The sequence below is a fragment of the Noviherbaspirillum aerium genome (assembly GCF_008929045.1).
GTDB lineage: Bacteria > Pseudomonadota > Gammaproteobacteria > Burkholderiales > Burkholderiaceae_D > Noviherbaspirillum > Noviherbaspirillum aerium.
The window spans coordinates 72,589-94,225 of the sequence record NZ_VFAH01000010.1 but is presented as its reverse complement, the minus strand read 5'-3'; the positions used below and the strand labels follow the sequence as shown (position 1 = coordinate 94,225).

21 protein-coding genes and 1 tRNA gene are annotated in these 21,637 nt (G+C 61.7%); 10 read left to right on the top strand and 12 right to left on the bottom strand.

What is annotated here, in order from left to right; genetic code table 11:
* Window positions 1-105 precede the first annotated feature (105 nt).
* From xerD to FH061_RS15880, 8 genes are all read right to left on the bottom strand, one after another.
* On the bottom strand, window positions 106-1,011 hold the full coding sequence (xerD, locus tag FH061_RS15915; protein WP_151636822.1) for a site-specific tyrosine recombinase XerD: 906 nt from the start codon (window positions 1,009-1,011) through the stop codon (window positions 106-108).
* Window positions 1,008-1,508: a methylated-DNA--[protein]-cysteine S-methyltransferase gene (locus tag FH061_RS15910; RefSeq protein WP_151636821.1), complete on the bottom strand. Its 501-nt coding sequence runs from the start codon at window positions 1,506-1,508 to the stop codon at window positions 1,008-1,010. The genes xerD and FH061_RS15910 overlap by 4 nt, the downstream gene beginning before the upstream one ends.
* Before the next feature lie 170 nt (window positions 1,509-1,678).
* Entirely contained in the window at window positions 1,679-3,178 is a 1,500-nt protein-coding gene (locus FH061_RS15905; RefSeq protein WP_151636820.1) for a tripartite tricarboxylate transporter permease, read from the bottom strand.
* Window positions 3,179-3,190: 12 nt separating this feature from the next.
* Entirely contained in the window at window positions 3,191-3,652 is a 462-nt protein-coding gene (locus FH061_RS15900) for a tripartite tricarboxylate transporter TctB family protein (RefSeq protein WP_151636819.1), read from the bottom strand.
* A 319-nt stretch (window positions 3,653-3,971) separates the two neighbouring features.
* The gene (locus tag FH061_RS15895; RefSeq protein WP_151636818.1) at window positions 3,972-4,397 is read right to left on the bottom strand and encodes a universal stress protein; all 426 of its coding nucleotides are present in this window, start codon (window positions 4,395-4,397) and stop codon (window positions 3,972-3,974) included.
* Between the two features lie 68 nt (window positions 4,398-4,465).
* Complete coding sequence (locus FH061_RS15890; protein ID WP_404822478.1) at window positions 4,466-5,206, bottom strand: TerC family protein; 741 nt, start codon at window positions 5,204-5,206, stop codon at window positions 4,466-4,468.
* Between the two features lie 312 nt (window positions 5,207-5,518).
* Window positions 5,519-6,493, bottom strand: coding sequence for a tripartite tricarboxylate transporter substrate binding protein BugE (locus tag FH061_RS15885; RefSeq protein ID WP_151636816.1), 975 nt, complete (start codon window positions 6,491-6,493; stop codon window positions 5,519-5,521).
* 256 nt (window positions 6,494-6,749) lie between these two features.
* Window positions 6,750-7,754 (bottom strand): TRAP transporter substrate-binding protein, encoded by a 1,005-nt coding sequence (locus FH061_RS15880; protein ID WP_151636815.1) that lies wholly within the window; start codon window positions 7,752-7,754, stop codon window positions 6,750-6,752.
* Between the two features lie 210 nt (window positions 7,755-7,964).
* On the opposite strand from FH061_RS15880, the gene FH061_RS15875 reads away from it, so the two are divergent.
* The 3 genes from FH061_RS15875 (at window position 7,965) to FH061_RS15865 (ending at window position 11,762) form a co-directional block, all read left to right on the top strand.
* Window positions 7,965-10,034, top strand: coding sequence for a sensor histidine kinase (locus FH061_RS15875; protein ID WP_151636814.1), 2,070 nt, complete (start codon window positions 7,965-7,967; stop codon window positions 10,032-10,034).
* 110 nt (window positions 10,035-10,144) lie between these two features.
* The gene (locus tag FH061_RS15870) at window positions 10,145-10,735 is read left to right on the top strand and encodes a response regulator transcription factor (RefSeq protein WP_151636813.1); all 591 of its coding nucleotides are present in this window, start codon (window positions 10,145-10,147) and stop codon (window positions 10,733-10,735) included.
* A 136-nt stretch (window positions 10,736-10,871) separates the two neighbouring features.
* Entirely contained in the window at window positions 10,872-11,762 is an 891-nt protein-coding gene (locus FH061_RS15865; protein WP_151636812.1) for an AEC family transporter, read from the top strand.
* Window positions 11,763-11,773: 11 nt separating this feature from the next.
* On the opposite strand, the gene queG is transcribed toward FH061_RS15865, so the two are convergent.
* The gene (gene queG, locus FH061_RS15860) at window positions 11,774-12,889 is read right to left on the bottom strand and encodes a tRNA epoxyqueuosine(34) reductase QueG (RefSeq protein ID WP_151636811.1); all 1,116 of its coding nucleotides are present in this window, start codon (window positions 12,887-12,889) and stop codon (window positions 11,774-11,776) included.
* A gap of 107 nt (window positions 12,890-12,996) precedes the next feature.
* On the opposite strand from queG, the gene tsaE reads away from it, so the two are divergent.
* The 7 genes from tsaE to FH061_RS15825 all read left to right on the top strand — a co-directional run bounded on the left by tsaE (window position 12,997) and on the right by FH061_RS15825 (window position 19,978).
* Complete coding sequence (gene tsaE / locus FH061_RS15855; protein ID WP_151636810.1) at window positions 12,997-13,482, top strand: tRNA (adenosine(37)-N6)-threonylcarbamoyltransferase complex ATPase subunit type 1 TsaE; 486 nt, start codon at window positions 12,997-12,999, stop codon at window positions 13,480-13,482.
* The gene (locus tag FH061_RS15850) at window positions 13,446-14,861 is read left to right on the top strand and encodes an N-acetylmuramoyl-L-alanine amidase (RefSeq protein ID WP_151636809.1); all 1,416 of its coding nucleotides are present in this window, start codon (window positions 13,446-13,448) and stop codon (window positions 14,859-14,861) included. The genes tsaE and FH061_RS15850 overlap by 37 nt, the downstream gene beginning before the upstream one ends.
* Window positions 14,862-15,131: 270 nt before the next feature.
* Window positions 15,132-15,623, top strand: coding sequence for a chemotaxis protein CheW (locus tag FH061_RS15845; protein ID WP_192805103.1), 492 nt, complete (start codon window positions 15,132-15,134; stop codon window positions 15,621-15,623).
* Between the two features lie 135 nt (window positions 15,624-15,758).
* Window positions 15,759-17,654: a DNA mismatch repair endonuclease MutL gene (mutL, locus tag FH061_RS15840; RefSeq protein WP_151636807.1), complete on the top strand. Its 1,896-nt coding sequence runs from the start codon at window positions 15,759-15,761 to the stop codon at window positions 17,652-17,654.
* 4 nt (window positions 17,655-17,658) lie between these two features.
* Window positions 17,659-18,873: a multidrug effflux MFS transporter gene (locus FH061_RS15835; protein WP_192805089.1), complete on the top strand. Its 1,215-nt coding sequence runs from the start codon at window positions 17,659-17,661 to the stop codon at window positions 18,871-18,873.
* A complete protein-coding gene (gene miaA, locus FH061_RS15830; RefSeq protein WP_404822477.1) occupies window positions 18,870-19,841 on the top strand; it encodes a tRNA (adenosine(37)-N6)-dimethylallyltransferase MiaA in 972 nt (323 codons plus the stop codon). The genes FH061_RS15835 and miaA overlap by 4 nt, the downstream gene beginning before the upstream one ends.
* A gap of 60 nt (window positions 19,842-19,901) precedes the next feature.
* Window positions 19,902-19,978 (top strand) — tRNA-Met (locus tag FH061_RS15825).
* 384 nt (window positions 19,979-20,362) lie between these two features.
* On the opposite strand, the gene FH061_RS15820 is transcribed toward FH061_RS15825, so the two are convergent.
* From FH061_RS15820 to csgH, 3 genes are all read right to left on the bottom strand, one after another.
* The gene (locus FH061_RS15820; protein WP_151636805.1) at window positions 20,363-20,776 is read right to left on the bottom strand and encodes a hypothetical protein; all 414 of its coding nucleotides are present in this window, start codon (window positions 20,774-20,776) and stop codon (window positions 20,363-20,365) included.
* A gap of 8 nt (window positions 20,777-20,784) precedes the next feature.
* Entirely contained in the window at window positions 20,785-21,078 is a 294-nt protein-coding gene (locus tag FH061_RS15815; RefSeq protein WP_225984695.1) for a DUF6402 family protein, read from the bottom strand.
* Between the two features lie 164 nt (window positions 21,079-21,242).
* On the bottom strand, window positions 21,243-21,572 hold the full coding sequence (gene csgH / locus FH061_RS15810; protein WP_151636803.1) for a curli-like amyloid fiber formation chaperone CsgH: 330 nt from the start codon (window positions 21,570-21,572) through the stop codon (window positions 21,243-21,245).
* Between the last annotated feature and the right edge of the window lie 65 nt (window positions 21,573-21,637).

Sequence of the window (21,637 nt, the reverse complement as noted above, 5' to 3'; positions counted from 1 at the left end):
AACGACGTAGAGCGTGTTATGCGCCTGAACGGGGGTCTGATCGCCGTCATAACGGGCTTCAGCAAACCCAGAGCTGTTCCAGATGCAGGAAGTGATGACAAACCTTCAGCCCCGGGGATGATGTTCTGCGTGCAGTTTCTTCAGGCGTTCGCGCGCTACATGCGTATAGATCTGCGTGGTCGAGATGTCGGCATGCCCGAGCAGCAGCTGGACAACACGCAAATCCGCGCCATGATTGAGCAGATGCGTGGCAAATGCATGCCGCAAGGTATGCGGCGAAAGCGGCGCGTTGATCTCGGCTTTGGCGGCATGCTTCTTGATGAGGGTCCAGAACATCTGGCGTGTCATCGCGGCGCCGCGCGCAGTGACGAAGAGGGCATCATCCATCTGCCCGTTCAGTATCACCGGCCGGCCTTCCTTCAGATAGCGCTCTATCCATGAACGGGCTTCATCACCGAAGGGAACCAGCCTTGTCTTGGCGCCCTTGCCGGTGATGCGCAGCACTCCTTCGTTCATGCCGAGTTCCATGGTCTTGAGCAGCACCAGTTCGGACACCCGCAAGCCGCTGGCATACATCAATTCCAGCATGGTGCGGTCACGCAGCCCCAAGGGCGTATTGACATCGGGCGCGGCAAGCAGGGCTTCCACTTGCGCTTCCGACAATACCTTGGGCGTGCGCGGCGGCTGCTTGGCCGACCGCAGCTTCAGGCAGGGGTCGACATGAATCCTGCTTTGCCGCAAGGCCATCTGATAGAAGCGCTTCAGTACCGCGAGCCGCCGGTTGGCGGAAGTCGCCTTGGTATCGGCATGGCGGGCAGCGAAATAGGCATTGATGTCTTCCGCCTGCACCGCATACAGCAGCTTGCTGCGCTGGCCTTCCAGCCAGACGCTGAACAGCGACATGTCGCGCCGATAGGCATCCAGCGTGTTCTTCGACAAGCCGTCCTCCAGCCAAAGGGTATCGCAGAACTCGTCGATGGCAGTCTGGTTGTTCGTCCGCAGTTCGCTCATCGATACGCCTTGATACCCTCGTGCGCCAGCAGCCAGCGCTTGACGCCAAGATGGAAGCCGGTTTCATCATCATGGTTGGAAAAGCCGCCCAACCCGCCGGAAGCCGTTACCCGATGGCAGGGCACCACCAGTGGAAACCAGTTGGCGCCGCACGCCTGCCCGACCGCGCGAGGCGCCGAGCGGATGAGCTTGGCGACTTGACCATACGTCAGCACTTCGCCCCGTGGGATGGAAGAGATCACGTCCCACACCTTGCGCTGGAACGCCGTTCCCACCGCAGCCAATGCCAGGTCGAAACGGAAGTCCGGATCCTGCAGGTAACGTTCGACCTGCAGCGCCGCCTTTTCGGAAAGGGGATCGGACGGCGCCTTTTCATGGAAACTGGGCGGCAGGTAGACGAGTTCGCGTACCAGACCGGGCTCGGTCCGGATGCCGACGGCGCCCCAGGGCGCCTCAACGATGGCGGAAAACTGCGGATGGCTTTGCGGTGCATTCATGCCGCTAGGATAAATCAAAGCCGCCCTCTTTCGAAGCATCCGGAGGTAGACCCGCCCTGTCCGATGTTTATCCGTGGCTTTACTGCAAAAACAAAACCGGCGCATTCCTTACGAAATGCGCCGGCTTGCTGCGGGAGCGGCCGTTGCCGGCCGCCCGTATTGGCTGGTGATTATTCCTCGAACGCCTCTTCGCGCTTCTTGCGCAGCGAAGGCAGCAGCACCACCGCCAGCGCCAGGGCCGACAGCACCAGCATGGTCGCGCTGATCGGACGCTGCAGGAAAACCATCGGATCGCTGCGCGACAGCAGCAGCGCACGGCGGAGATACTCTTCCATCATCGGACCGATGATGAAGCCCAGCAGCATCGGCGCGGCTTCCATTTCCAGCTTGCTGCAGATGTAGCCGAACAGACCGAAGATCGCCATCATGAACACGTCGAACTCCGCGTTGTTCAGGCTGAACACGCCAATGGCGCAGAACACCAGAATGCCGGGGAACAGGAAGTGGTACGGCACCATGATCATGCGCACCCACAGGCCGATCATCGGCAGGTTCAGCACCACCAGGAAGAAGTTGCCGATCCACATCGAGGCGATGATGCCCCAGAACAGCGCCGGCTGTTCCGTCATCACTGCAGGTCCCGGCTGGATACCCTGGATGATCATCGCGCCGATCATCAGCGCCATCACCGGGTTCGACGGAATGCCGAGGGTCAGCATCGGGATGAACGACGTCTGCGCACCGGCATTGTTGGCCGACTCGGGAGCCGCCACGCCTTCGATTGCGCCCTTGCCGAACTGGGCCGAGTTCTTCGAGATCTTCTTCTCGATCGAATAGGCTGCGAACGACGACAGCATCGCGCCGCCGCCCGGCAGAATGCCCAGCATCGAGCCCAGCGTCGTGCCGCGCAGAATCGGGGCGATGATGCGCTTCAAGTCATCCTTGCTCGGCATCAGGCCCTGAATCTTCTTCACCGTCACCGTCCGGGTTTCCTCATGTTCGAGGTTGGCGATGATCTCGCCCAGACCGAACATGCCCATGGCCACCACCACGAAGTTGATGCCGTCGGCCAGCTGCGGCAGGTCGAAGGTGTAGCGCGGCGTGCCGGAGTTCACATCCGTACCGACCAGGCCAAGCAGCAGGCCGAGGATGATCATGCCGATGGCGCGCAGCAGCGAGCCGTGCGCCAGCACCACCGAAGCGACCAGACCGAGCACCATCAGCGAGAAGTATTCGGCGGGACCGAACTTCAGCGCCAGTTCGGCCAGCGGCGGCGCGAACAATGCCAGCAGCACGGTAGCCACCGAGCCGGCGAAGAAGGAACCGAGGGCCGCAGTGGCGAGCGCCTTGCCGGCATGGCCTTGCCGCGCCATCTGGTAGCCGTCGATGGCGGTGACCACCGAGGACGATTCGCCGGGCAGGTTGACCAGGATGGCGGTGGTGGAGCCGCCGTACTGGGCGCCGTAATAGATGCCGGCCAGCATGATCAGCGACGAGATCGGCGGCAGCGAGAAGGTTGCCGGCAGCAGCATGGCGATGGTAGCCACCGGGCCGAGGCCGGGCAGCACGCCGATGGCGGTACCGAGAAACACGCCGATCAGGCAGTACAGCAGGTTGGACAGGGTAAGCGCGGTATCGAAGCCAAGGGCAAGATTGCTGAGAATTTCCATGTTCATCTTTCCTTAGTTACCGAACCAGAAACCGAGAATGGGCATCGGCAGGCCCAGCGCCTTGACGAAGACCAGTGTGCAGAAGATCGCCATGCCGACGGCGACCATCAGGAAGGGAGCAACCTTGAACTTGATACTGGCCAGGCCACTCATCATCACCATCAGGATGATGGCGATAGGCAAGCCGGCGCCGCGCACGAGCACGCCGAAGAGAATGGTGGCACCAAGCACCAGCGCCAATCCTTTGAGAGTGAATCGCGCGATGCCTTCACCTTGGGTGAGCATCGAGCGCACGACGGCGATGGCACCGATGAGGGCCAGCAGCGAGCCGAGGATGGTCGGGAAATAGGCCGGCCCCATGCGGCCCGCGGTCCCCATGGAATAGTCACGGCCGATAAACACGGCAGTGAGGCCGAAGCCAATGAAAATTGCCCCTGACCAGAAGTCCTTGGGGTTGCGGATGAACGATGCCACAGTAGTCTCCTCCTCGATTTTGAATTCGTTGGTAACTGATGTCACTGTCATACCCGGAAGTCCCCGTCCATCGCCTGAAGCTGGAGCACAAGCACACCAGGTACACGCATCCTGAGCACTGGAAGTGTCTTATCAGGATGTGATCGCATGATGCCCGTCATCCATGACGGGCATCAAAACACTATGCCTGCATCTAATCATTCAGGCAACGGTTATTATCAATATGGCTTGTTGCGAAACACGTCCGGAATGGAGGGAGTACATGATCATTTCCATTTCCATTCACGAACGCATTGCACTGCCAGCAGTGAGTGACGGCTTACTTGACCAGCACGACCGGCGCATCGGCCAGATGAATGATGCGGCTCGCGACCGAGCCGACCAGCAGGCCGCCGAGTGCGGACAGGCCGCGCGTGCCGACCATGATCTCATCGCACTTCTGTTCGCTGGCGAAGCGAGCAATCACCTCCGCCGGCTGGCCCACGAACAGGTGATGAGCGAAGGAAACGCCTGCTGCCTTGAGCGCATCTGCCGCGCCCGCCAATACCTTCATGCCTTCGTCATGGTGATATTGCTTGACCTGGTCTGCGCTGATAAAGCCGGCAACGCTGCCATGCAAGGGATACTGCACATTGACCAGCTCGACCTGATATTGATCTTTTGCCGCACCGGACCTCTTGATCACATGCTGCACTGCACGCATCGAATTTTCCGAGCCGTCGACTGCCAATAGAACTTTGAACATTGCCCTTCTCCGTCAGATTGAGAGAACCAGTCATTCTGATGGACGCCGCAGCGTCCATCCGGTATTTATTATTTGTTGCCGGTTTCGCTGGAATGCTTGGTGTCGGCAATGTCTTCCAATGCCGGCTCGTTCGCCTGCGCGCGCGCCGCGAGGAGCTTGCCGACGGCGACCACGAGCAATGCGCCGACAACGGGTCCGATCCAGCTGGCTGCCGGCAGATTCGCGTCGAACCAATCTTTCACCGCGACATCACCGACCGCCATGCCGCCGGCAATCCATCCGAGAAGCGCGCCGCCGCCCACGATGACGAGGGGAAAGCGATCCATCAGCTTGATGACCAGCTGGCTGCCCAGCATGATGATCGGGATGCTGAGCAGAAGACCGAAAACGATCAGGAACTTGCTGTCGCCGGCCGCGCCCGCGATGGCGATCACATTGTCCAGGCTCATGACGGCATCGGCGACGATGATGGTCTTGATCGCAGCAGCGAGGGTGGCACCGGCTTCGATGTTGTGACCGCCCTCATCCGGCTCCGGCAGCAGCAGCTTGATGCCGATCCAGAGCAGCAGGGCCGCGCCGACCAGTTTCAGGTAAGGCACTGCCAGCAGGGTGACGGCGAACATGATCAGCACGACACGCAGGCCGATTGCTCCTGCCATGCCCCAGAGGATGCCCATCTTGCGTTGATGTTCAGGCAGGCGACGGCATGCAAGGCCGATGACGACGGCATTGTCGCCGCCAAGCACGATGTCGATTGCGACGATTTGCAGAACAGCTACCCAGAACTCGGGGTTACTGAAGTCCATGATTACCTCTGGCGCTGAAGAGTTGAAAAGACGTGACACTGGCCGGTATCGGCACCTCCGCAAGGAGGATCATGTCGGATAAGCAGAAAAGTCTGCGGCAGAATAGCCGCGAGAGTATACAAGACGGCAACATCCGATTATTCGAGGGCTTGCTTCGGAAAAAACGCAGCAAAGTGATCTATAGCTCATTATTCCCAAAGGCATGATGCCTTGCATCATGCCCCTTACACCGCTACTGCAACCGCAACCGAACCGCATCATGCACCGGCGCGGAGGGACCGCACCGGTGCATTCATGATGAGCCCGAAGAGCCCATCAGGTTCCATCGAACTTGATGTTTTGTTTTTTCACCAGATTGCTCATCTTCTCAAGCTCTGCCTTGATTTCGGCTGCATGTTCCGCCGGCGAATTGCCAACCGGTTCCGCACCGCTCTGCATCAGGCGTTCGCGCACTTCCGGCATGGCCAGCACCTTTACCGCGGCGGCATTGATCTTCTTGATGATCTCGTCCGGTGTCTTCGGCGGCGCAACCAGGCCATACCATGCGGGATCGTTGACCTGCTTGAGTCCCAGTTCGGCGAACGTCGGCACGTTCGGCAAGGAGTCCAGGCGCTTGTTCCAGGCAATCGCAAACGGCTTGAGCTTGCCGCCCTGGATATGTGACATCGACGAAGGCAGATTGTCGAACATCATGTCGACCTGGCCGCCGAGCAAGTCATTAAGCGCCGGACCCGCACCGCGATAGGGAATATGCAGGATGAAGGTGCCGGTGGACAGCTTGAACTGCTCGCCCACCATATGCTGAATGCTGCAGGTGCCCGAGGTGGCATAGTTGAGCTTGCCCGGGTTCTTCTTCACATGCTCCAGGAAACCCTTGAAATCCTGTGCCGGAAACTTGGGATTGACGGTCAGCACATTGGGCGTGCGCGCCAGATTGGTGATGGGCGCGAAATCGGTCAGCGGGTTGTAGCCGAGCTTGGCATTGCACGCCGGATTGACCGCATGCGTCGACACGGTGGAAATACCGATGGTATAGCCGTCGGGATCCGCCTTGGAGATCGCGGTTGCGCCGATACTGCCGCCGCCGCCGCCGCGATTCTCGATCACGACGGCCTGGCCGAGCTCCTTGCCGAGCTTGTCGCCCACCACGCGCGCGACGATGTCGGTGGTGCCGCCCGGAGCAAAAGGCACGATCAGACGGATCGGCTTGTTCGGATAGGATTGCGCGTAAGCGGAAGCCGCCACGGCAAACGATGCAACGACTGGCACGACTAGCTGGTGAAACTTCATTATTGGTCTCCTGTTTTAAATGTCTTGATCGGCATAGACATCATGGCCCGATCATTCCTGCAATAAAGGCAGACTTGCACGGCCGCGAAAACGTCCTGATGCCGAAGCGGAAAGATTTTGCCACAGGCATGTGGCTGAAAGTATAAGCGTTTCAACTGACTTCCCCTGTCGCGCACTGATGCCAAGTGCAGGCGTTCTGTTCCAGATCATCTGCCGCCGCGCAATGCGGAAGCCGACTGATTGTTTCCAGGCCATCCTATTTGAATCCGGCACTGGCGGTTTCCTTGTTGATCGATGAAATCAGATCCTTTCCGATCCGGCTTTCCATTTCCTTTTGCACCGGCAGCAAAGCCTTGCGCCACTCTTCGCGCTCCTTTTCGTTAAGCACATAGACGACGGACTTGCCGCTCTTCCTGACAGCTTCGAGAGCGGCATCGTTTTCCTGCTGGGCAATGGCGTTGGCGTACCTGGTTGCTTCCTTCATCGCGCCTTCGAGTGCAGTGCGGATGTCCGTCGGCAAGCCGTCCCAGAATTTTCTGTTGACAATGACCGCGTACCCCAGATACCCGTGATTGGATACCGTCACATGTTTCTGCACTTCATGCATTCTCTGCGTGTAGAGGTTGGATGGAGGATTTTCCGTGCCGTCCACCACGCCCGTCTTCAGGGCCTGATAGACGTCGGCAAATCCAAGCACCTGCGGGTTCGCGCCAAGCGCCCGCATCTGCGAATCCAGCACCTTGGAAGACTGGATGCGCATGTTGAGCCCCTTGAAGTCCGCCGGCAATCTCAACGGCTTGTTGGCGGACATGACCTTGAAGCCGTTGTCCCAATACGCCAGCCCAGTGATGCCCTTGGACTCCAGCTTCTTGAACAGATCGCGGCCGATCGGACCTTCGGTCACCCGGTACAGGGCGTCCTTGCTGGAAAACAGGTAAGGCAGATCGAATATCTCGAATTCCTTGACGCCAAACGGGCCGAACTTGGCAAGCGACGGCGCCAGCATCTGGGCGGCGCCCAGCTGCAGCGCTTCCAGTTCTTCCTTGTCCTTGTACAAGGTGCTGTTCGGATAGACCTCTATCCTGACCCGCCCTTTCGTTGCCGATTCGGCAAGCTGCTTGAAACGCTCGGCTGCCTTTCCCTTCGGGGTATCGCTGGCTACGACATGGCTGAACTTGATGACGATCGGCGCCTGCGCAACCGCCTCGGCACTCATTGCCAGCGCGGCCGACAAGGCCATTACCAAGGCTTTGAATTGCATGGGTGTCTCCGGAGGCGCGGTAATCGTCTATACATCCTAGGAATTTTCACCAAGCGATGTACATCTTGCAAGTGTGGTTAACCACAAGAGCCGCTGCCGCCGGCAAGTGGCGCAAACCATGCGATTCATGCAAGTTGCCCGCAGTACCATAATTGCACGATCGGGCCGATGTCGCCTTACAATGTTTGTGAGCCGCGCTCCGCCTACATCATGATTCCCAAACCATTCCGCCAGAATTTCAATTTCACGCTGCCCACCCGGCGCCAGGGCTGGCGCTGGGTGCTGCCCGTGCTGCTGGTGCTGCTTTTCCTGTCCACGCTGCTATGGCTGCCTTGGCAGACGCAGCGCATGGAATCGAGCGAGCGGCAGGAACAGCTTATCGCCGATACGCTATGGGTGGAACAGACCATACGCTTCCAGCTCGGCCGGCACGAAGAAAACCTGCGCCTGATCGCCAATGAAATCGCCTCCGGCTACGGGGCGGAAAAACGCCTGCGCGATCGGCTGGTCACCATGGTGCGCGCCAACGGCGAACTGGTCCGCATCGTGCAGTTCAACGCCCAGGGCGCACCGGTCATGTCTTCGGACGACATGTCGATACGGCTGCAGGAACTGCCGGCCAACTCGCTCGCCACGGCGGAACGCGCGCGCAAGTCGAAAACGCCGCTGTATGCCCAACCGGCGGCGCTGCCGGACCTGGCGACGCCGGTGACGCTCGATTACCACGTGCCGCTCTATTCCGGCGACACCTATGCCGGCATGCTGACGGCGAGCTATTCGATTTCCAGCATTCTCAGCGAAATGGTGCCGTGGTGGTTCGCCCAGGATAATGAGATCCTGCTCACCGACCAGGACGACACCGTGATCGACCGGCGGGCCGCCGGAGGTCCTGGCCGCAATGTGTATACGCACCGGCGCGCTCTTGATCTGCCAGGCGTCAGCCTCACCCTGCGCACCAACAGCGTCAAGGGAGAGCCCAAGCTGCTGCCAAGCCTGCTGGTCGGTTCCGTGATCGCGCTGTCGCTCGGCCTGCTGTGGAGTCTTGGCGCATTGTGGCGCGACATCAACCGCCGCCTGGCGGCCGAAGGTGCGCTGCGGCAGCAGGTCGCTTTCCGAACCGCGATGGAAAATTCGCTGATGACCGGCCTGCGCGCACGCGACCTTACCGGCCGGATCACCTATGTCAACCCCTCGTTCTGCCGCATGGTCGGCATCCCGGCGGAAGAACTGATCGGCAAGGCGCCGCCCATGCCCTACTGGGCGCCGGAGGCGATGAATGAATACAACCAGCGCTTTACCCAGGTGCTGGCCGGCACGGTGACGCCGCAGTTCGAGACCATCTTCCTGCGCGCCAACGGCGAACGCTTTCCGGTGCTGATCTTCGAATCGCCGCTGGTGGACGACAGCGGCAAGCAGACCGGCTGGATGGGGTCGATTCTGGACATCTCCGACCGCAAGCAGGCCGAAGACCTGAACCGGCGCCAGCAGGAAAAGCTGCAGGCCAGCGCACGGCTGGCCACCATGGGTGAAATCGCCTCCACCCTGGCCCATGAACTCAACCAGCCGCTGGCCGCCATCTCCAGCTATACCACCGGCGCGCTGAACATGATCGAGAAGAATGCGGAAAACCCCGGCAAGCTCAATCTCGATCTGCTCAAGCCGGCACTCGAGAAAGCCGGCACCCAGGCACAGCGGGCCGGCCAGATCATTCGCAGCGTGCATACCTTCGTCAAGCGGCGGGAACCCAGCCGGGAACCGACCACGGTCGCCATGCTGATCGACAATGTCATGCCGCTGATCGAGTTGCAGGCGCGGCAGTTCTTCGTGTCGGTGCGCACGGAGATCGACGAGGATCTGCCGCCGGTGCTGGCCGACCGGGTACTGCTGGAGCAGGTGCTGCTCAACCTGACGCGCAATGCGATCGAAGCGATGCAGGGCATTGCGCCCGAACGCCGCATCCTGCGCATCGTCGCGCGCCGGGTCGCGGCCCGCACCACGGACGAGCCGGGTTCCGGCCAGAACGTGGAAATCGCCGTCATCGACAACGGCCACGGCATCCCCGCAGAAGTCGCGGAACGGCTGTTCTCCCCCTTCTTTTCCACCAAGGCCGAAGGCATGGGCATGGGGCTCAATATCTGCCGAACCGCAGTGGAGTTCCACGGCGGGAAGCTGATTCACTCGGACAATCCGGAAGGCGGCACGATTTTCCGCTTCACGCTGCCCATGCTGGCAGAAGGGATGCCAGTCGACGGAGATTCGGCGATAATCCGTGAAACCTGAGCTTGCCGGGTAGCCAGCGGCATCCGGCAAACCGCATGTCCGAACAGGTCCGCATATGTCCGATTGCACGGCAGTGTCTTCGGCGGAAATTGAAAGCCAGAGGAGACTGAATGCTGCATATTGTCGATGATGAAGAAGTGATCCGCGACTCCCTGACCTGGCTTGCGCAGTCGCGGGCAATCGGCGCGGCGGCATATGACAGCGGCGCCGCCTTCCTGGCGGCTCTCGACAATGCCGCGGGTTTCGACCCCGCGGGCGAATGCATCCTGCTCGATGTGCGCATGCCGGACATGAGCGGCTCGACGCTGTTCGATACCCTCGCCGCGCGCGGCCTGACACGGCGCATTCCCGTGATCTTCCTGACCGGCCATGGCGACGTGCCGATGGCGGTCGATACCCTCAAGCGCGGCGCCTTCGACTTCTTCGAAAAGCCGTTCAACGACAACAAGCTGATGGATCGCGTCGAGGAAGCCCTTGCGGCATCGCGCGAGGCCAGCGCCAGCGCGCAGGTGCACGAGCGCCTGGCCACGCTGTCGGCGCGCGAACGGGAAGTGCTCGACCTTATCCTGTCCGGCAAGATGAACAAGGTCATCGCCGACGAACTCGGCATCAGCATGCGGACGGTGGAAGTGCATCGCGCCCATATCTTCGACAAGATGAACGTGAAAACCGCGGTGGAACTGGCGCGCCTGCTCAAGTAGGTTGTCGGCCCCGTCCGGCAGACCGCTGCGCGACGGCGGGACGCAGCGGGAGACATGTTGTCGGGCATCGCCGGCCGATCCTCTGTAACATTGCGCTTTGTCAGCTTTCCCGGCCTTGCCCGCTCCCTGCTCTTCCATGTCGATCATCACCATCCTGTTTCCCGATTTCGCGCTGATCCTGTTCGGTTTCCTGCTGATGCGCTATACCGACTGGGGCACGCCGTTCTGGAGCGGGCTGGAAAAGCTGATCTATTACTTCCTGTTCCCCGCCCTGCTGTTCTATTCCACCGCCCGCACCGCATTCGACTTCGCCGCCACCGGGACCATGCTAAAGGTGGCGCTGCTGACGATCGCCGCCGGCATTGCCCTGGGCTGGGCGGCCAAACCGCTGTTCAATGTCCCGCCGATGATGTTCGAGTCGGGCGTGCAGACCGCCTTCCGCTTCAATTCCTATATTGCGCTGGCGATCGCCTCGCGCCTCGCCGGCGAACAGGGCACGTCGATGATGGCATTGATCATCGGCTTCGGCGTCCCGCTCTGCAACATGGCAGCGGTGCATGCGCTGGTGCAGAAAGGCGGCGGCCTGTTGCGCGAGATGGCCAAGAATCCGCTGCTGGTGGCGACCGCCAGCGGCATGGCCTTCAACCTCGCCGGCCTGCAGCTGCCCGAAGTCGTCGGCGCCACCCTGTCGCGCATGGCCAATGCATCGATCGCCCTCGGCCTGATCGCGGTCGGCGCCGGCCTGCGCCTGTCCGGCGTCAGTGAAGCCAAGGGCATGGCCGTGTATTTCACGGCGGTCAAGCTGCTGGCGCTGCCGGCGGTGGCGCTGCTGCTCGGGCGCTGGATGGAGCTGGCGCCGCTGCAGCTGCAGCTGGTGGTGGTCTTTGCCGCCCTGCCTACCGCATCAAGCGCCTATGTGCTGGCCGCGCGCATGGGCGGCAACGGGCCCTTCGTGGCATTCCTGATATCCGGCGGCACGGTATTGTCGGCGCTGACCCTGCCGGTCTGGCTCGGGCTGGCGCGATGAATCCTCGCTGTTTATTCGCTTGCCTGAGCAAGCGCCCAGGCCACATGCTCGCGCACCAGTTCAGACGGATCATCCTCGCGCGCTTTTAGCGCGGCGATCAGCGGCCCCGCCTCCGGAGCGCCGCGCAGGCTTCGCAATGCGTTGCCGAGACCGACCGCGAGATTGCGCAGCCAGCGCTCATGGCCGATGCGGCGGATCGGGCTGCCTTCCAGCCGGCGATTGAAGTCGTCCTCGCTCCAGGCGAACAAGTCGGTCAGGCTCGATGCATCGAGCCCGTTGCGCACATCGAAGTCCGCCAGCGTGGAGCGTTGCGCGAACTTGTTCCAGGGACAGACCAGCTGGCATTCATCGCAGCCGTAGACGCGGTTGCCGATCAGCGGGCGCAGATCGACGGGAATGCTGCCCTTGAGTTCAATGGTGAGATAGGAAATGCAGCGCCGCGCATCGAGCCGGTAGGGGCCGAGAATCGCCTGCGTCGGGCAGCTGTCGATGCAGGCATGGCATTGTCCGCAATGTCCGCTTGCCGGCGCATCCACCGGCAGCGGCAGGTCGGTGAAGAGCTCGCCGAGAAAGAACATCGACCCGGCCTCGCGGTTGAGCAGCAGCGTATGCTTGCCGCGCCAGCCGATGCCCGACTTTTCCGCCAGCGCCACTTCCATCACCGGCGCCGAATCGGTGAATACCCGGTACCCGAAGTCGCCGACTTCGCCGCGGATGCGTTCGGCCAACTGTTGCAGCCTGGCGCGCAAGACCTTGTGATAATCGCGTCCGCGCGCATAGACGGAAATGACCGCGGCATTCGGGTCGGCCGCGCGCGCCTCTTCCCGCTCCCGCCAGCCGTCCCGGTCGTTGCCGGCATCCTCGGCATCGCCGGGCAGATAATTCATGCGCGCCGTGATGACGCGGATGGTGCCCGGAACCAGTTCCGCCGGACGCGCGCGCTTCATCCCGTGCGCTGCCATATAATCCATCTCGCCGTGATGCCCGGCGTCCAGCCAGGCCTGCAATCCGGCCTCATGCCGTGACAGATCGATATCGGCAATGCCGATTTCCGCAAAGCCGAGTTCGCGCCCCCATGCTTTGATGGCAAGGGCGAGCGTGGTCAAATTGTTATCGGAAACTGTCATGACAAGGGCGTTTCCCATCCCGTCCGGCATGATGCGCGGGCGGCAGGGGAAACAGGGTGGCGTTCGGGCACCGTTTTCCAGCACCATAAAAGAAGCCATTTTACGAGATGCAGCACTTTCAGACTCATTTGCATGACGAAGCCGGCACCGCCGCACTGGGCAGGGCCTTTGCGCAGGCGCTGGCGCCCGGGCTCACCATCTACCTGCATGGCGATCTCGGCGCCGGCAAGACCGCGTTGACCCGCGCCATGCTGCAGGCCGCCGGCCATGCCGGCCATGTCAAGAGCCCAACGTACACGCTGGCCGAACCCTATACGGTGCAGATCGGCGGACGGCCGGTGGAAGTGATTCATTTCGACCTGTACCGCCTCGCCAGTCCGGAGGAATTTCTCGATGCCGGCTTTCGCGAATACTTTGGCGCCGACACGATCTGCATCATTGAATGGCCGGAAAAGGCCGAAGGAGTGTTGCCCGCTCCAGACATCAACATGCATTTGGGCATTTCCGGGAATGGTCGTGATATAAAATGTGAGGCCTTGTCCGTCCAGGGTACTCAATGTCTCGATCGTCTGAAATTTGCACCCAACTTGTAACTTCCCCTGCGAAGTCCAGACGCCGCCGCGCCATTCTGAAAGCCGGCGGCACCCTTTTCCTCTCCGTCTTCACGGCCCTGCCCGCCCGCGCCGCCCAGATCATGGCGGTGCGCGTCTGGCCGGCCGAGGACTATACCCGCGTCACGCTGGAGAACGACACCAATCTGAAGACCAGCCACTTCATCGTCAAGGATCCGGAGCGGCTGGTGGTGGATATCGAAGGATTGGAACTCAATCCGACCCTCAAGCAGCTGGTCGCCAAGATCCAGCCGAATGATCCGTACATCAAGCAGGTGCGCGTCGGCCAGAACCGGCCGAACGTGGTGCGCCTGGTGTTCGATCTGAAGGAAGAAGTCAATCCCCAAGTCTTCACGCTGGCGCCGGTCGGTGAATACAAGCATCGGCTGATCTTCGATCTCTACCCGGTCAATCCCGTCGATCCGATCGCCGCCCTGATCAACAAGGGCGAATGGTCGCGCGACAAGCCGTCGGATTCCCTGCCGCCGCTGGCCGAAGCCAAGCCTGACGTCAAGCCTTTGCCGCCGATGCCGGGGGTGCCGCCTGTTACTTCCGTGACGCCGCCCGCCGTCCCGCCGGCGCAGGCCCAGACGGAGGCGCGGACGCAGAAGCCGGAGCCCAAGGAAGATGCGCCCAGGCCCGCCACGCTGACCCGCATGATCACCATCGCCCTCGATCCCGGCCATGGCGGCGAGGATCCCGGCGCCATCGGCCGCAGCGGCAGCAGGGAAAAGGACGTGGTGCTGGAAATCGCCAAGCGCCTGAAGGCCAAGATCGAGGGCCAGCCCAACATGCGGGTCATGCTCACGCGCGACGGCGATTTCTTCGTCCCGCTACACACCCGGGTGCAGAAGGCACGCAAGGTGCAGGCCGACCTGTTCGTCTCGATTCATGCCGATGCCTGGGTCGAAGCGACGGCGCGCGGCTCCTCCGTCTTCGTGCTCTCCGAAAAGGGCGCCTCCTCCACTGCCGCCCGCTGGCTGGCGAACAAGGAAAATTCGGCCGACCTGATCGGCGGCGTCAATATCAAGTCGCATGACCGCCAGCTCGCCAGCGTGCTGCTCGATCTGTCGACCACCGCGCAGATCAACGACAGCCTCAAGCTGGGCAAGGCGGTCCTGACCGAAATCGGCGGCATCAACCGGCTGCACAAGCCGGCGGTGGAACAGGCCGGTTTCGCCGTGCTGAAGGCACCCGACATTCCCAGCATCCTGATCGAAACCGCCTTCATCTCCAATCCTGAAGAAGAAGCCAAGCTGACTGACGACAGCTACCAGGACCAGATGGCGAACGCCGTGCTGCGCGGCATCCAGAAGTATTTCGCCCGCAATCCGCCCTTGGCCAAGAACCGCATGACTTGAGACTGCGGCACGCCCGAATGCGGAGAATCAGACCTGCATTCGGGCGGCATCGATTTCAGTTTCATCAACGCCTTCCCGGGCTGCGGCCTCCCGCATGGCGCGGTCCGCCGGCCGCTCGGGGCCAATGCCGTGGCGGTTTCCCGGCGCATCAAAACAGTCGCTATCCCCCTGCAAATCTGCTACTCTTTATTGCAGTAAGGCAATTAAACAGGCCACTGAAATGCCCCGTCGCCATGTTTGCGATGCATCCCCAGATAAGGATCGACCATGATGCAAGCCACCACCGCGGTATCCAGCCAGACCGACATCTCGGCGCATGAGTTCCTGGCCTTCACCCTGGGCAAGGAAGAGTACGGCATCCATATTCTCAAAGTACAGGAATTGCGTGGATACGAAGCGCCGACCCGCATCGCCAATGCGCCGGCGTTCATCAAGGGCGTGGTCAACCTGCGCGGCATCATCGTGCCGATCATCGACATGCGCATCAAGTTCAACCTCGGCACGCCGACCTATGACCAGTTCACCGTCGTCATCATCCTCAACATCGCAGGCCGGGTGATGGGCATGGTGGTCGACAGCGTATCGGATGTCATTACCCTGTCGCCGGAACAGGTCAAGCCCGCCCCGGAAATGGGTACCGCCCTGAATACCGATCACCTGATCGGCCTGGGCACCATTGATGAGCGCATGCTTATCCTGGTCGACATCGACAAGCTCATGTCCAGCGCCGAACTCGGCCTGATGGACGAAATCGCCGCCTGAAACCGGGGCTGAGGCCAAGGCCTTGGCACCTTGCCAACACCGCTTTCCCTGCCCGTGAATTGATTGCAGCGGGGAAAGCCGGCCGCCCGGGACGCGCTCCGGGAAAGCAATCAGGTGCGACGGTATAATTTCGCAATGAATGCCCCGCATACTCCGCCCCGTCCCATCCAGGCACTTCCCGACCAGCTGATTTCCCAGATCGCCGCCGGCGAGGTGGTCGACCGTCCCGCTGCCGTCGTCAAGGAATTGCTGGAGAACGCGCTCGATGCCGGCGCCAGCCAGATCACCATACGGCTCGAGGAAGGCGGCGTCAAACGCATCGTCATCACCGACAACGGGCGCGGTATTCCGCCGGACCAGATGCCGCTGGCGCTGGCCAGGCATGCGACATCGAAGATCGCCTCCCTGGACGACCTCGAACATGTCGGCACGCTCGGCTTTCGCGGTGAAGCGCTGGCATCGATCGCCTCGGTGGCTCAGGTCACGCTGACCTCGCGCACGGCCGACGCCCCCCATGCGTGGGAAATCTCCGGCAGCCAGAACGGCCAGGTAACACCCTCCTCCGGAGCGCTCGGCACCACGGTCGACGTGCGGGACCTCTACTACAACACGCCCGCGCGCCGCAAATTCCTGAAATCGGACCAGACCGAATACGGCCATTGCGCCGAAGTGGTCCGCCGCATCGCCCTGTCGCGTCCCGACGTTGCCTTTTCCCTCTCGCACAACGGCAAGACGGTCGACCACTGGAACGTCAGCGAGATCGAGAAGCGCAGCGCCATGATCCTGGGCGGGGAATTCGCCACCGCCCGCCTGCCGCTCGACGAGAATTCGGGCCAGTTGCGCCTGCACGGCTTCGTCGGCCTGCCGACCGCCTCTAAGGCGCGGGCGGACAGCCAGTATTTCTATGTCAACGGCCGCTTCGTGCGCGACAAGCTGCTCGCCCATGCGGTGCGCGCCGCTTATCAAGACGTGTTGCACGGCGACCGCTATCCCAGCTATGTGCTCAGCCTGGAGCTCGATCCGGCGCTGGTGGACGTCAATGTGCATCCGTCGAAAATCGAAGTCCGCTTCCGCGACGGCCGCGCGGTGCATCAGTTCATCTTCCATGCCGTCAGCAGGGCGCTCGCGCAAACCTCGGCCACGTCCCACGGCGCCGCCCCGGCGCCGGTGACGGCGACCACCGGCGTGCTGCCGTGGCTGCGGGAACAGAAGCAGACCGAGTTCAGCATGCCTTTCGCGTCCGGCGGCGGCGTGGCGCAGTCCACCGCGGCCTACGGCGCCCTGTTTGCGCCCTCTTCGCCAGCTGCGGAAAGGGTACCGGCAAGCGGCCCGGCTACACTGTTCGCGGCGCCGGACACGGCGTCTTCCTACAGCGCTCAAGACCAGGAACGGACAGCGCAGCAGCCGGCCATGCCCGCCATGCCCGCACAGTCCCTCCCCGAACACGAGTTCCCGCTCGGCTTCGCCCTCGCGCAGCTGCATGGCATCTACATTCTTGCGCAGAACAAAAAGGGTCTGGTGCTGATCGACATGCATGCGGCGCATGAACGCATCCTGTACGAGCAGCTGAAAAATGCGCTGGATGCCGATGCGCTGCAGATTCAGCCCCTGCTGATCCCGGTCAGCTTCCATGCGGACCCGGTGGAAGTCGGCACCGTGCAGGAAAACCGGGAAGCCTTGCAGGCCCTGGGCTTTGACATCAGCGCGCTGTCGCCGACCACGCTGGCCGTGCGCGCCATTCCGGCGCTGCTGAAAAATGCCGATGCGCAGTCGCTGGCGCGCGATGTGCTGCGCGACGTCCGCGAATTCGGCGGCTCGCGCGTGCTGGTCGAAAGACGCAATGAAATGCTCGGCACCCTGGCCTGCCATACCGCGGTGCGCGCGAACCGCACGCTTACCATGCCGGAAATGAACGCGCTGCTGCGCCAGATGGAAGCCACCGAACGCGCCGACCAATGCAACCATGGCCGACCGACCTGGATACAGCTGGCGCTGTCCGATCTCGACAAGCTTTTCCTGCGCGGACAGTAATATCTTGAACAACCGCACTCAACCGCTGGCGCAGTTTGCGCACGCCCCGCTGATGCCGCTGATCATCGCCTTCATGATGCTGCAGCCGCTCTCGACCGACCTTTACCTCGCCTCGCTGCCCAGCCTCGCAACCACGTTCGCGGTTCCGGCATCGACGGTGCAGCTCACGCTGTCGCTGTTCGTGATCGGCTTCGGCGGCGCCCAGCTCATCATCGGACCGCTGTCCGACCGTTTCGGCAGGCGCCCGGTCCTGCTGTGCGGCTTGCTGATGTACATGCTGGCCAGCGCGCTGTGCGCGTTGTCCCCTTCGATCGAACTGCTGATCGCGGCGCGTTTCCTGCAGGCGCTCGGCTGCTGCACCGCGGTCATCATCGCCCGCGCCATCGTGCGCGACGCCTATGCGCCGGAACACAGCGTCCGCGTCGTGGCCGCCGCCAGCACATGGCTGTCGCTCGCCCCGCTGCTGGGCCCGATCCTCGGCTCCTACCTGCAGGTCGCATTCGGCTGGCGCGCCGCCTTCGTTGCGCTCGGCCTGCTTTCGACCCTGGTGATGGCGGCAAGCGCGTGGCGGCTGCCCGAGACCAACATGCACCGCAATCCCCGAGCCACCGAACTTGCCGGCCTGCTGGCAAACTACCGCATCGTGCTCGGCTCCCGCGAGTTCTGGGCGCATGCGCTCCCCGGGGCGCTGTCCTACGGCGCCATCTTTGCCTTCATCTCGGGTTCCTCGTTCGTGCTGATCCGGGTGCTCAACGTGCCGACCGCCTGGTTCGGCTACTGCTTCGCCTTCGGCGTGAGCGGCTACCTGAGCGGCACCATCGTGTGCCGCCGCCTGCTGCCGCGCATCGGCGCCGGCCGCGCCTTCCGCATCGGCAGCGCGCTGTCGCTTGCCACCGGCATTTTCTTCCTGGCTGCCGTCGGCGCCGGCATCGCCCATTGGGCGCTGATGCTTGCCGCCATGTTCCTGACCATGCTGGCGCACGGCATCAACTTCCCGATCGCGCAGTCGGGCGCCGTGTCGCCGTTCCCGCAGCAGGCCGGCACGGCGGCCGGCCTGATGGGGGCGCTCTACATGACCATCGCCTTTGCGGTCGGCACCATTGTCGGCAGCACCCATGACGGCACGCTTTATCCGCTCGCCATCATTGTCTGCACCCTGGGCGCACTCATCTTCACTTCGGTCCGCGCGATGACTTCCGGCGTGGCGAAAACCGCATGATGCCGTCCGCGAACAAGCCGCTTGCGGTAGCCATCATGGGCCCCACGGCCTCCGGAAAGACGGCTGCCGCCCTGGAAATCGCCCGGGAGATTCCGGCCGAGATCATTTCCGTCGATTCGGCACTGGTCTATCGCGGCATGGACATCGGCACCGCAAAGCCGACCGCCGCCGAGCGCGCCGCCGCACCGCACCACCTGATCGACATCCTCGATCCGGCGGATGCCTATTCCGTGATGCAATTCAGGCGGGATGCAATGCGGCTGGTCGCCGAGATCGCGGCCCGCGGCAAGCTGCCGCTGCTGGTCGGTGGCACCATGCTCTACTTCAAGGTGCTGCGCGACGGCATTGACGCCTTGCCGCAGGCCGATCCGGAGTTGCGCGCACGGCTTGACGAAGAAGCCGCCCTCCTGGGCGTACCGGCCCTGCATGCAAGACTGGCAACGATCGATCCGGAAACCGCGGCGCGGCTGAAGCCGAACGATTCGCAGCGCATCCAGCGCGCGCTGGAAATCCATGCGCTTACCGGTCAGCCGATGTCGCAGCTCCTGGCACGGGCGCCCAGGGAGGATTTGCCCTTCGACTTGCTGCCGCTGTCGCTCGAGCCTTCGGATCGCAGCGTGCTGCATGCGCGCATTGCAACGCGCTTCGATGCCATGCTGGCTGCGGAAGGCGGCCTGCTCGAGGAAGTCCGGCGGCTGAGGGCACGTGGCGACCTGCATCTCGGCCTGCCTTCGATGCGCTGCGTGGGCTACCGCCAGGCCTGGGAATATCTGGATGGCACGGTCGGCTTCGAGGAGCTGAGGGAAAAAGGCATTGCGGCAACGAGGCAGCTTGCCAAGCGCCAGCTAACCTGGCTACGCTCGATGCCCGACCGGATCGTGGTGGATTGCATCGCGCCGGGCACGGGACGGCAGCTGCTGGAACTCACCCGGCAAGCCTTGGCAGACCGGAAAGAACCGCCTCGATAATGTTTTCCTGTCGTCCACCTTGACAGAAGTAATCGATATCAGCATAATTGCGGGCTTCTTGGTGATATAGCTCAGTTGGTTAGAGCACAGCACTCATAATGCTGGGGTCGGTGGTTCAAGTCCACCTATCACCACCAGAATTCAAGGCCGCAAGTCGTTATCAATGACTTGCGGCCTTTTTGGTTTACGCCGCCTGTCTTTATTACCGAATACCAATTCACGTCTCCAACTCGCACGTCATGTCATTGGAAAGATTGAGCAGGCACCTTTCTCCTGTTCATCACCACTTCCCCAAGTACTAGAGCGGATTGCAGGTGGGCGTATGGAAGAATCGGTTTGCCCTGGGATGCAGGGCAAGGCGGGAGGAGCACCGTGGGCGGGTCACACAAGCGACGAACAACGCGGCCATGCGTTCAGGGCAAGCCGAGGCGACCGACCATTCACCTGCAATCCGCTCTGAGAAGCGATACGCAAATACCGGGCTTTCCCTACCCGCTCAAGCTGTCGGGCAGTACGACACATCAATGCTTGAGCCTTATTGTTACCTTCCGCAATCGCGGCTCGAACACGGCGGCCACAAGCAATAAAAACATCACAGCCAACATGGAATAAAGCTCCCGGGGCGAATGCGACAACGCCAGCGGCGCGCGTGGGTCGTCGTAATTCGCAGGATAGGCAGCGACCGAAAAGAGTATGAAGCCGACGCAACTTAACAGGGAAATGATCAGTATCCGCCGCGCAGCGAACATGCGCAGCGCCTGACAGACAAACAGCAACGCTATGCCTGTGCAAGCAATCCAGAAGAAGACTTGGTACATGAAGAATGCCCCCATCTTCATGCTCATCGTATCTACAACATTTGCGTATCCGATAAAGCAGAACACCGTAAGAAAACTGGTCGGCAATAGAACGATGAGATCAAGTATCCGACGCATGCCCCCTCCTAGATGAAGATCACCAGAGGTCGTTTAAGGTGCTTTGTCATCACATCCGAGAACACCACAAAATCCCCGCCGCGGCCGTGCCGGGCGCGCCATTCCCTGAAACTCTTGTTTTCGACAAAAGCTTTGCCGCTGCTTGGCGGACGGCTGGCGCCATCGCGTCCCCAATGCCCAAGCGGTTCAGCATCGCTGGTGAAGTCGTAATTGTCACGAATGTAGAAATGAAGATGCGTGATCTCAACTTGATGGCTCACATTATCTCTCCTCTTAACGAGAGGTTGGACGGCGCCAGTCACTACTGTAGGCAGCGGAAGCCGTTTCCTTCACTGCTGTCGTGACTGCGTCGGTGAAACCCATTTCTACGCCCTCAACATTGAACAAGTTGAAAGAGTATCAATATCATTGAAAAACAGTCAACCTCCCCTTCCCACTATTCGGGCGACACGGAGTCCTGAACTCTCTAAGAGCCGCCAGATTCCGGGCAATCAAACCGGTACACCCCCGCATCCACCCCGTCCTTGCGCAAGCTGATCTCCACGCTGCAGCTTTCCCGGTTCGTCATGCCGACACTCACCTGCGCCAGCGGCATGGCCTGCTCAGCCGGCACCCGCACCTGCCCCTGCTGGCTGACGCGGGAATTGCCGCCGCGGCCCTGCTGGACGACCTGCATCCTGAATTCCAGCAGCACATCCTTCATGCTTTTCACATACGGCACGATCCGCATCTGCCCCTGGTTGGCATGGGTATCCAGCCAGACTTGCAGATCCGCGTCGGAAGTCATCGTCATCATTCAGTTCCCCCTGTCACTGATGCAAAAAAGGCGGACAGCATCTGTCCGCCTTCTCCGCTTTGCTG

Excerpts from the sequence above, each read along its gene's own strand:
- xerD (WP_151636822.1), bottom strand. The coding sequence starts at position 1,011 with ATGAGCGAACTGCGGACGAACAACCAGACTGCCATCGACGAGTTCTGC.
- FH061_RS15910 (WP_151636821.1), bottom strand. The coding sequence starts at position 1,508 with ATGAATGCACCGCAAAGCCATCCGCAGTTTTCCGCCATCGTTGAGGCG.
- FH061_RS15905 (WP_151636820.1), bottom strand. The coding sequence starts at position 3,178 with ATGGAAATTCTCAGCAATCTTGCCCTTGGCTTCGATACCGCGCTTACC.
- FH061_RS15895 (WP_151636818.1), bottom strand. The coding sequence starts at position 4,397 with ATGTTCAAAGTTCTATTGGCAGTCGACGGCTCGGAAAATTCGATGCGT.
- FH061_RS15885 (WP_151636816.1), bottom strand. The coding sequence starts at position 6,493 with ATGAAGTTTCACCAGCTAGTCGTGCCAGTCGTTGCATCGTTTGCCGTG.
- FH061_RS15880 (WP_151636815.1), bottom strand. The coding sequence starts at position 7,754 with ATGCAATTCAAAGCCTTGGTAATGGCCTTGTCGGCCGCGCTGGCAATG.
- FH061_RS15875 (WP_151636814.1), top strand. The coding sequence starts at position 7,965 with ATGATTCCCAAACCATTCCGCCAGAATTTCAATTTCACGCTGCCCACC.
- FH061_RS15870 (WP_151636813.1), top strand. The coding sequence starts at position 10,145 with ATGCTGCATATTGTCGATGATGAAGAAGTGATCCGCGACTCCCTGACC.
- FH061_RS15865 (WP_151636812.1), top strand. The coding sequence starts at position 10,872 with ATGTCGATCATCACCATCCTGTTTCCCGATTTCGCGCTGATCCTGTTC.
- queG (WP_151636811.1), bottom strand. The coding sequence starts at position 12,889 with ATGACAGTTTCCGATAACAATTTGACCACGCTCGCCCTTGCCATCAAA.
- tsaE (WP_151636810.1), top strand. The coding sequence starts at position 12,997 with ATGCAGCACTTTCAGACTCATTTGCATGACGAAGCCGGCACCGCCGCA.
- FH061_RS15850 (WP_151636809.1), top strand. The coding sequence starts at position 13,446 with ATGTCTCGATCGTCTGAAATTTGCACCCAACTTGTAACTTCCCCTGCG.
- FH061_RS15845 (WP_192805103.1), top strand. The coding sequence starts at position 15,132 with ATGCAAGCCACCACCGCGGTATCCAGCCAGACCGACATCTCGGCGCAT.
- mutL (WP_151636807.1), top strand. The coding sequence starts at position 15,759 with ATGAATGCCCCGCATACTCCGCCCCGTCCCATCCAGGCACTTCCCGAC.
- miaA (WP_404822477.1), top strand. The coding sequence starts at position 18,870 with ATGATGCCGTCCGCGAACAAGCCGCTTGCGGTAGCCATCATGGGCCCC.
- FH061_RS15820 (WP_151636805.1), bottom strand. The coding sequence starts at position 20,776 with ATGCGTCGGATACTTGATCTCATCGTTCTATTGCCGACCAGTTTTCTT.
- csgH (WP_151636803.1), bottom strand. The coding sequence starts at position 21,572 with ATGATGACGATGACTTCCGACGCGGATCTGCAAGTCTGGCTGGATACC.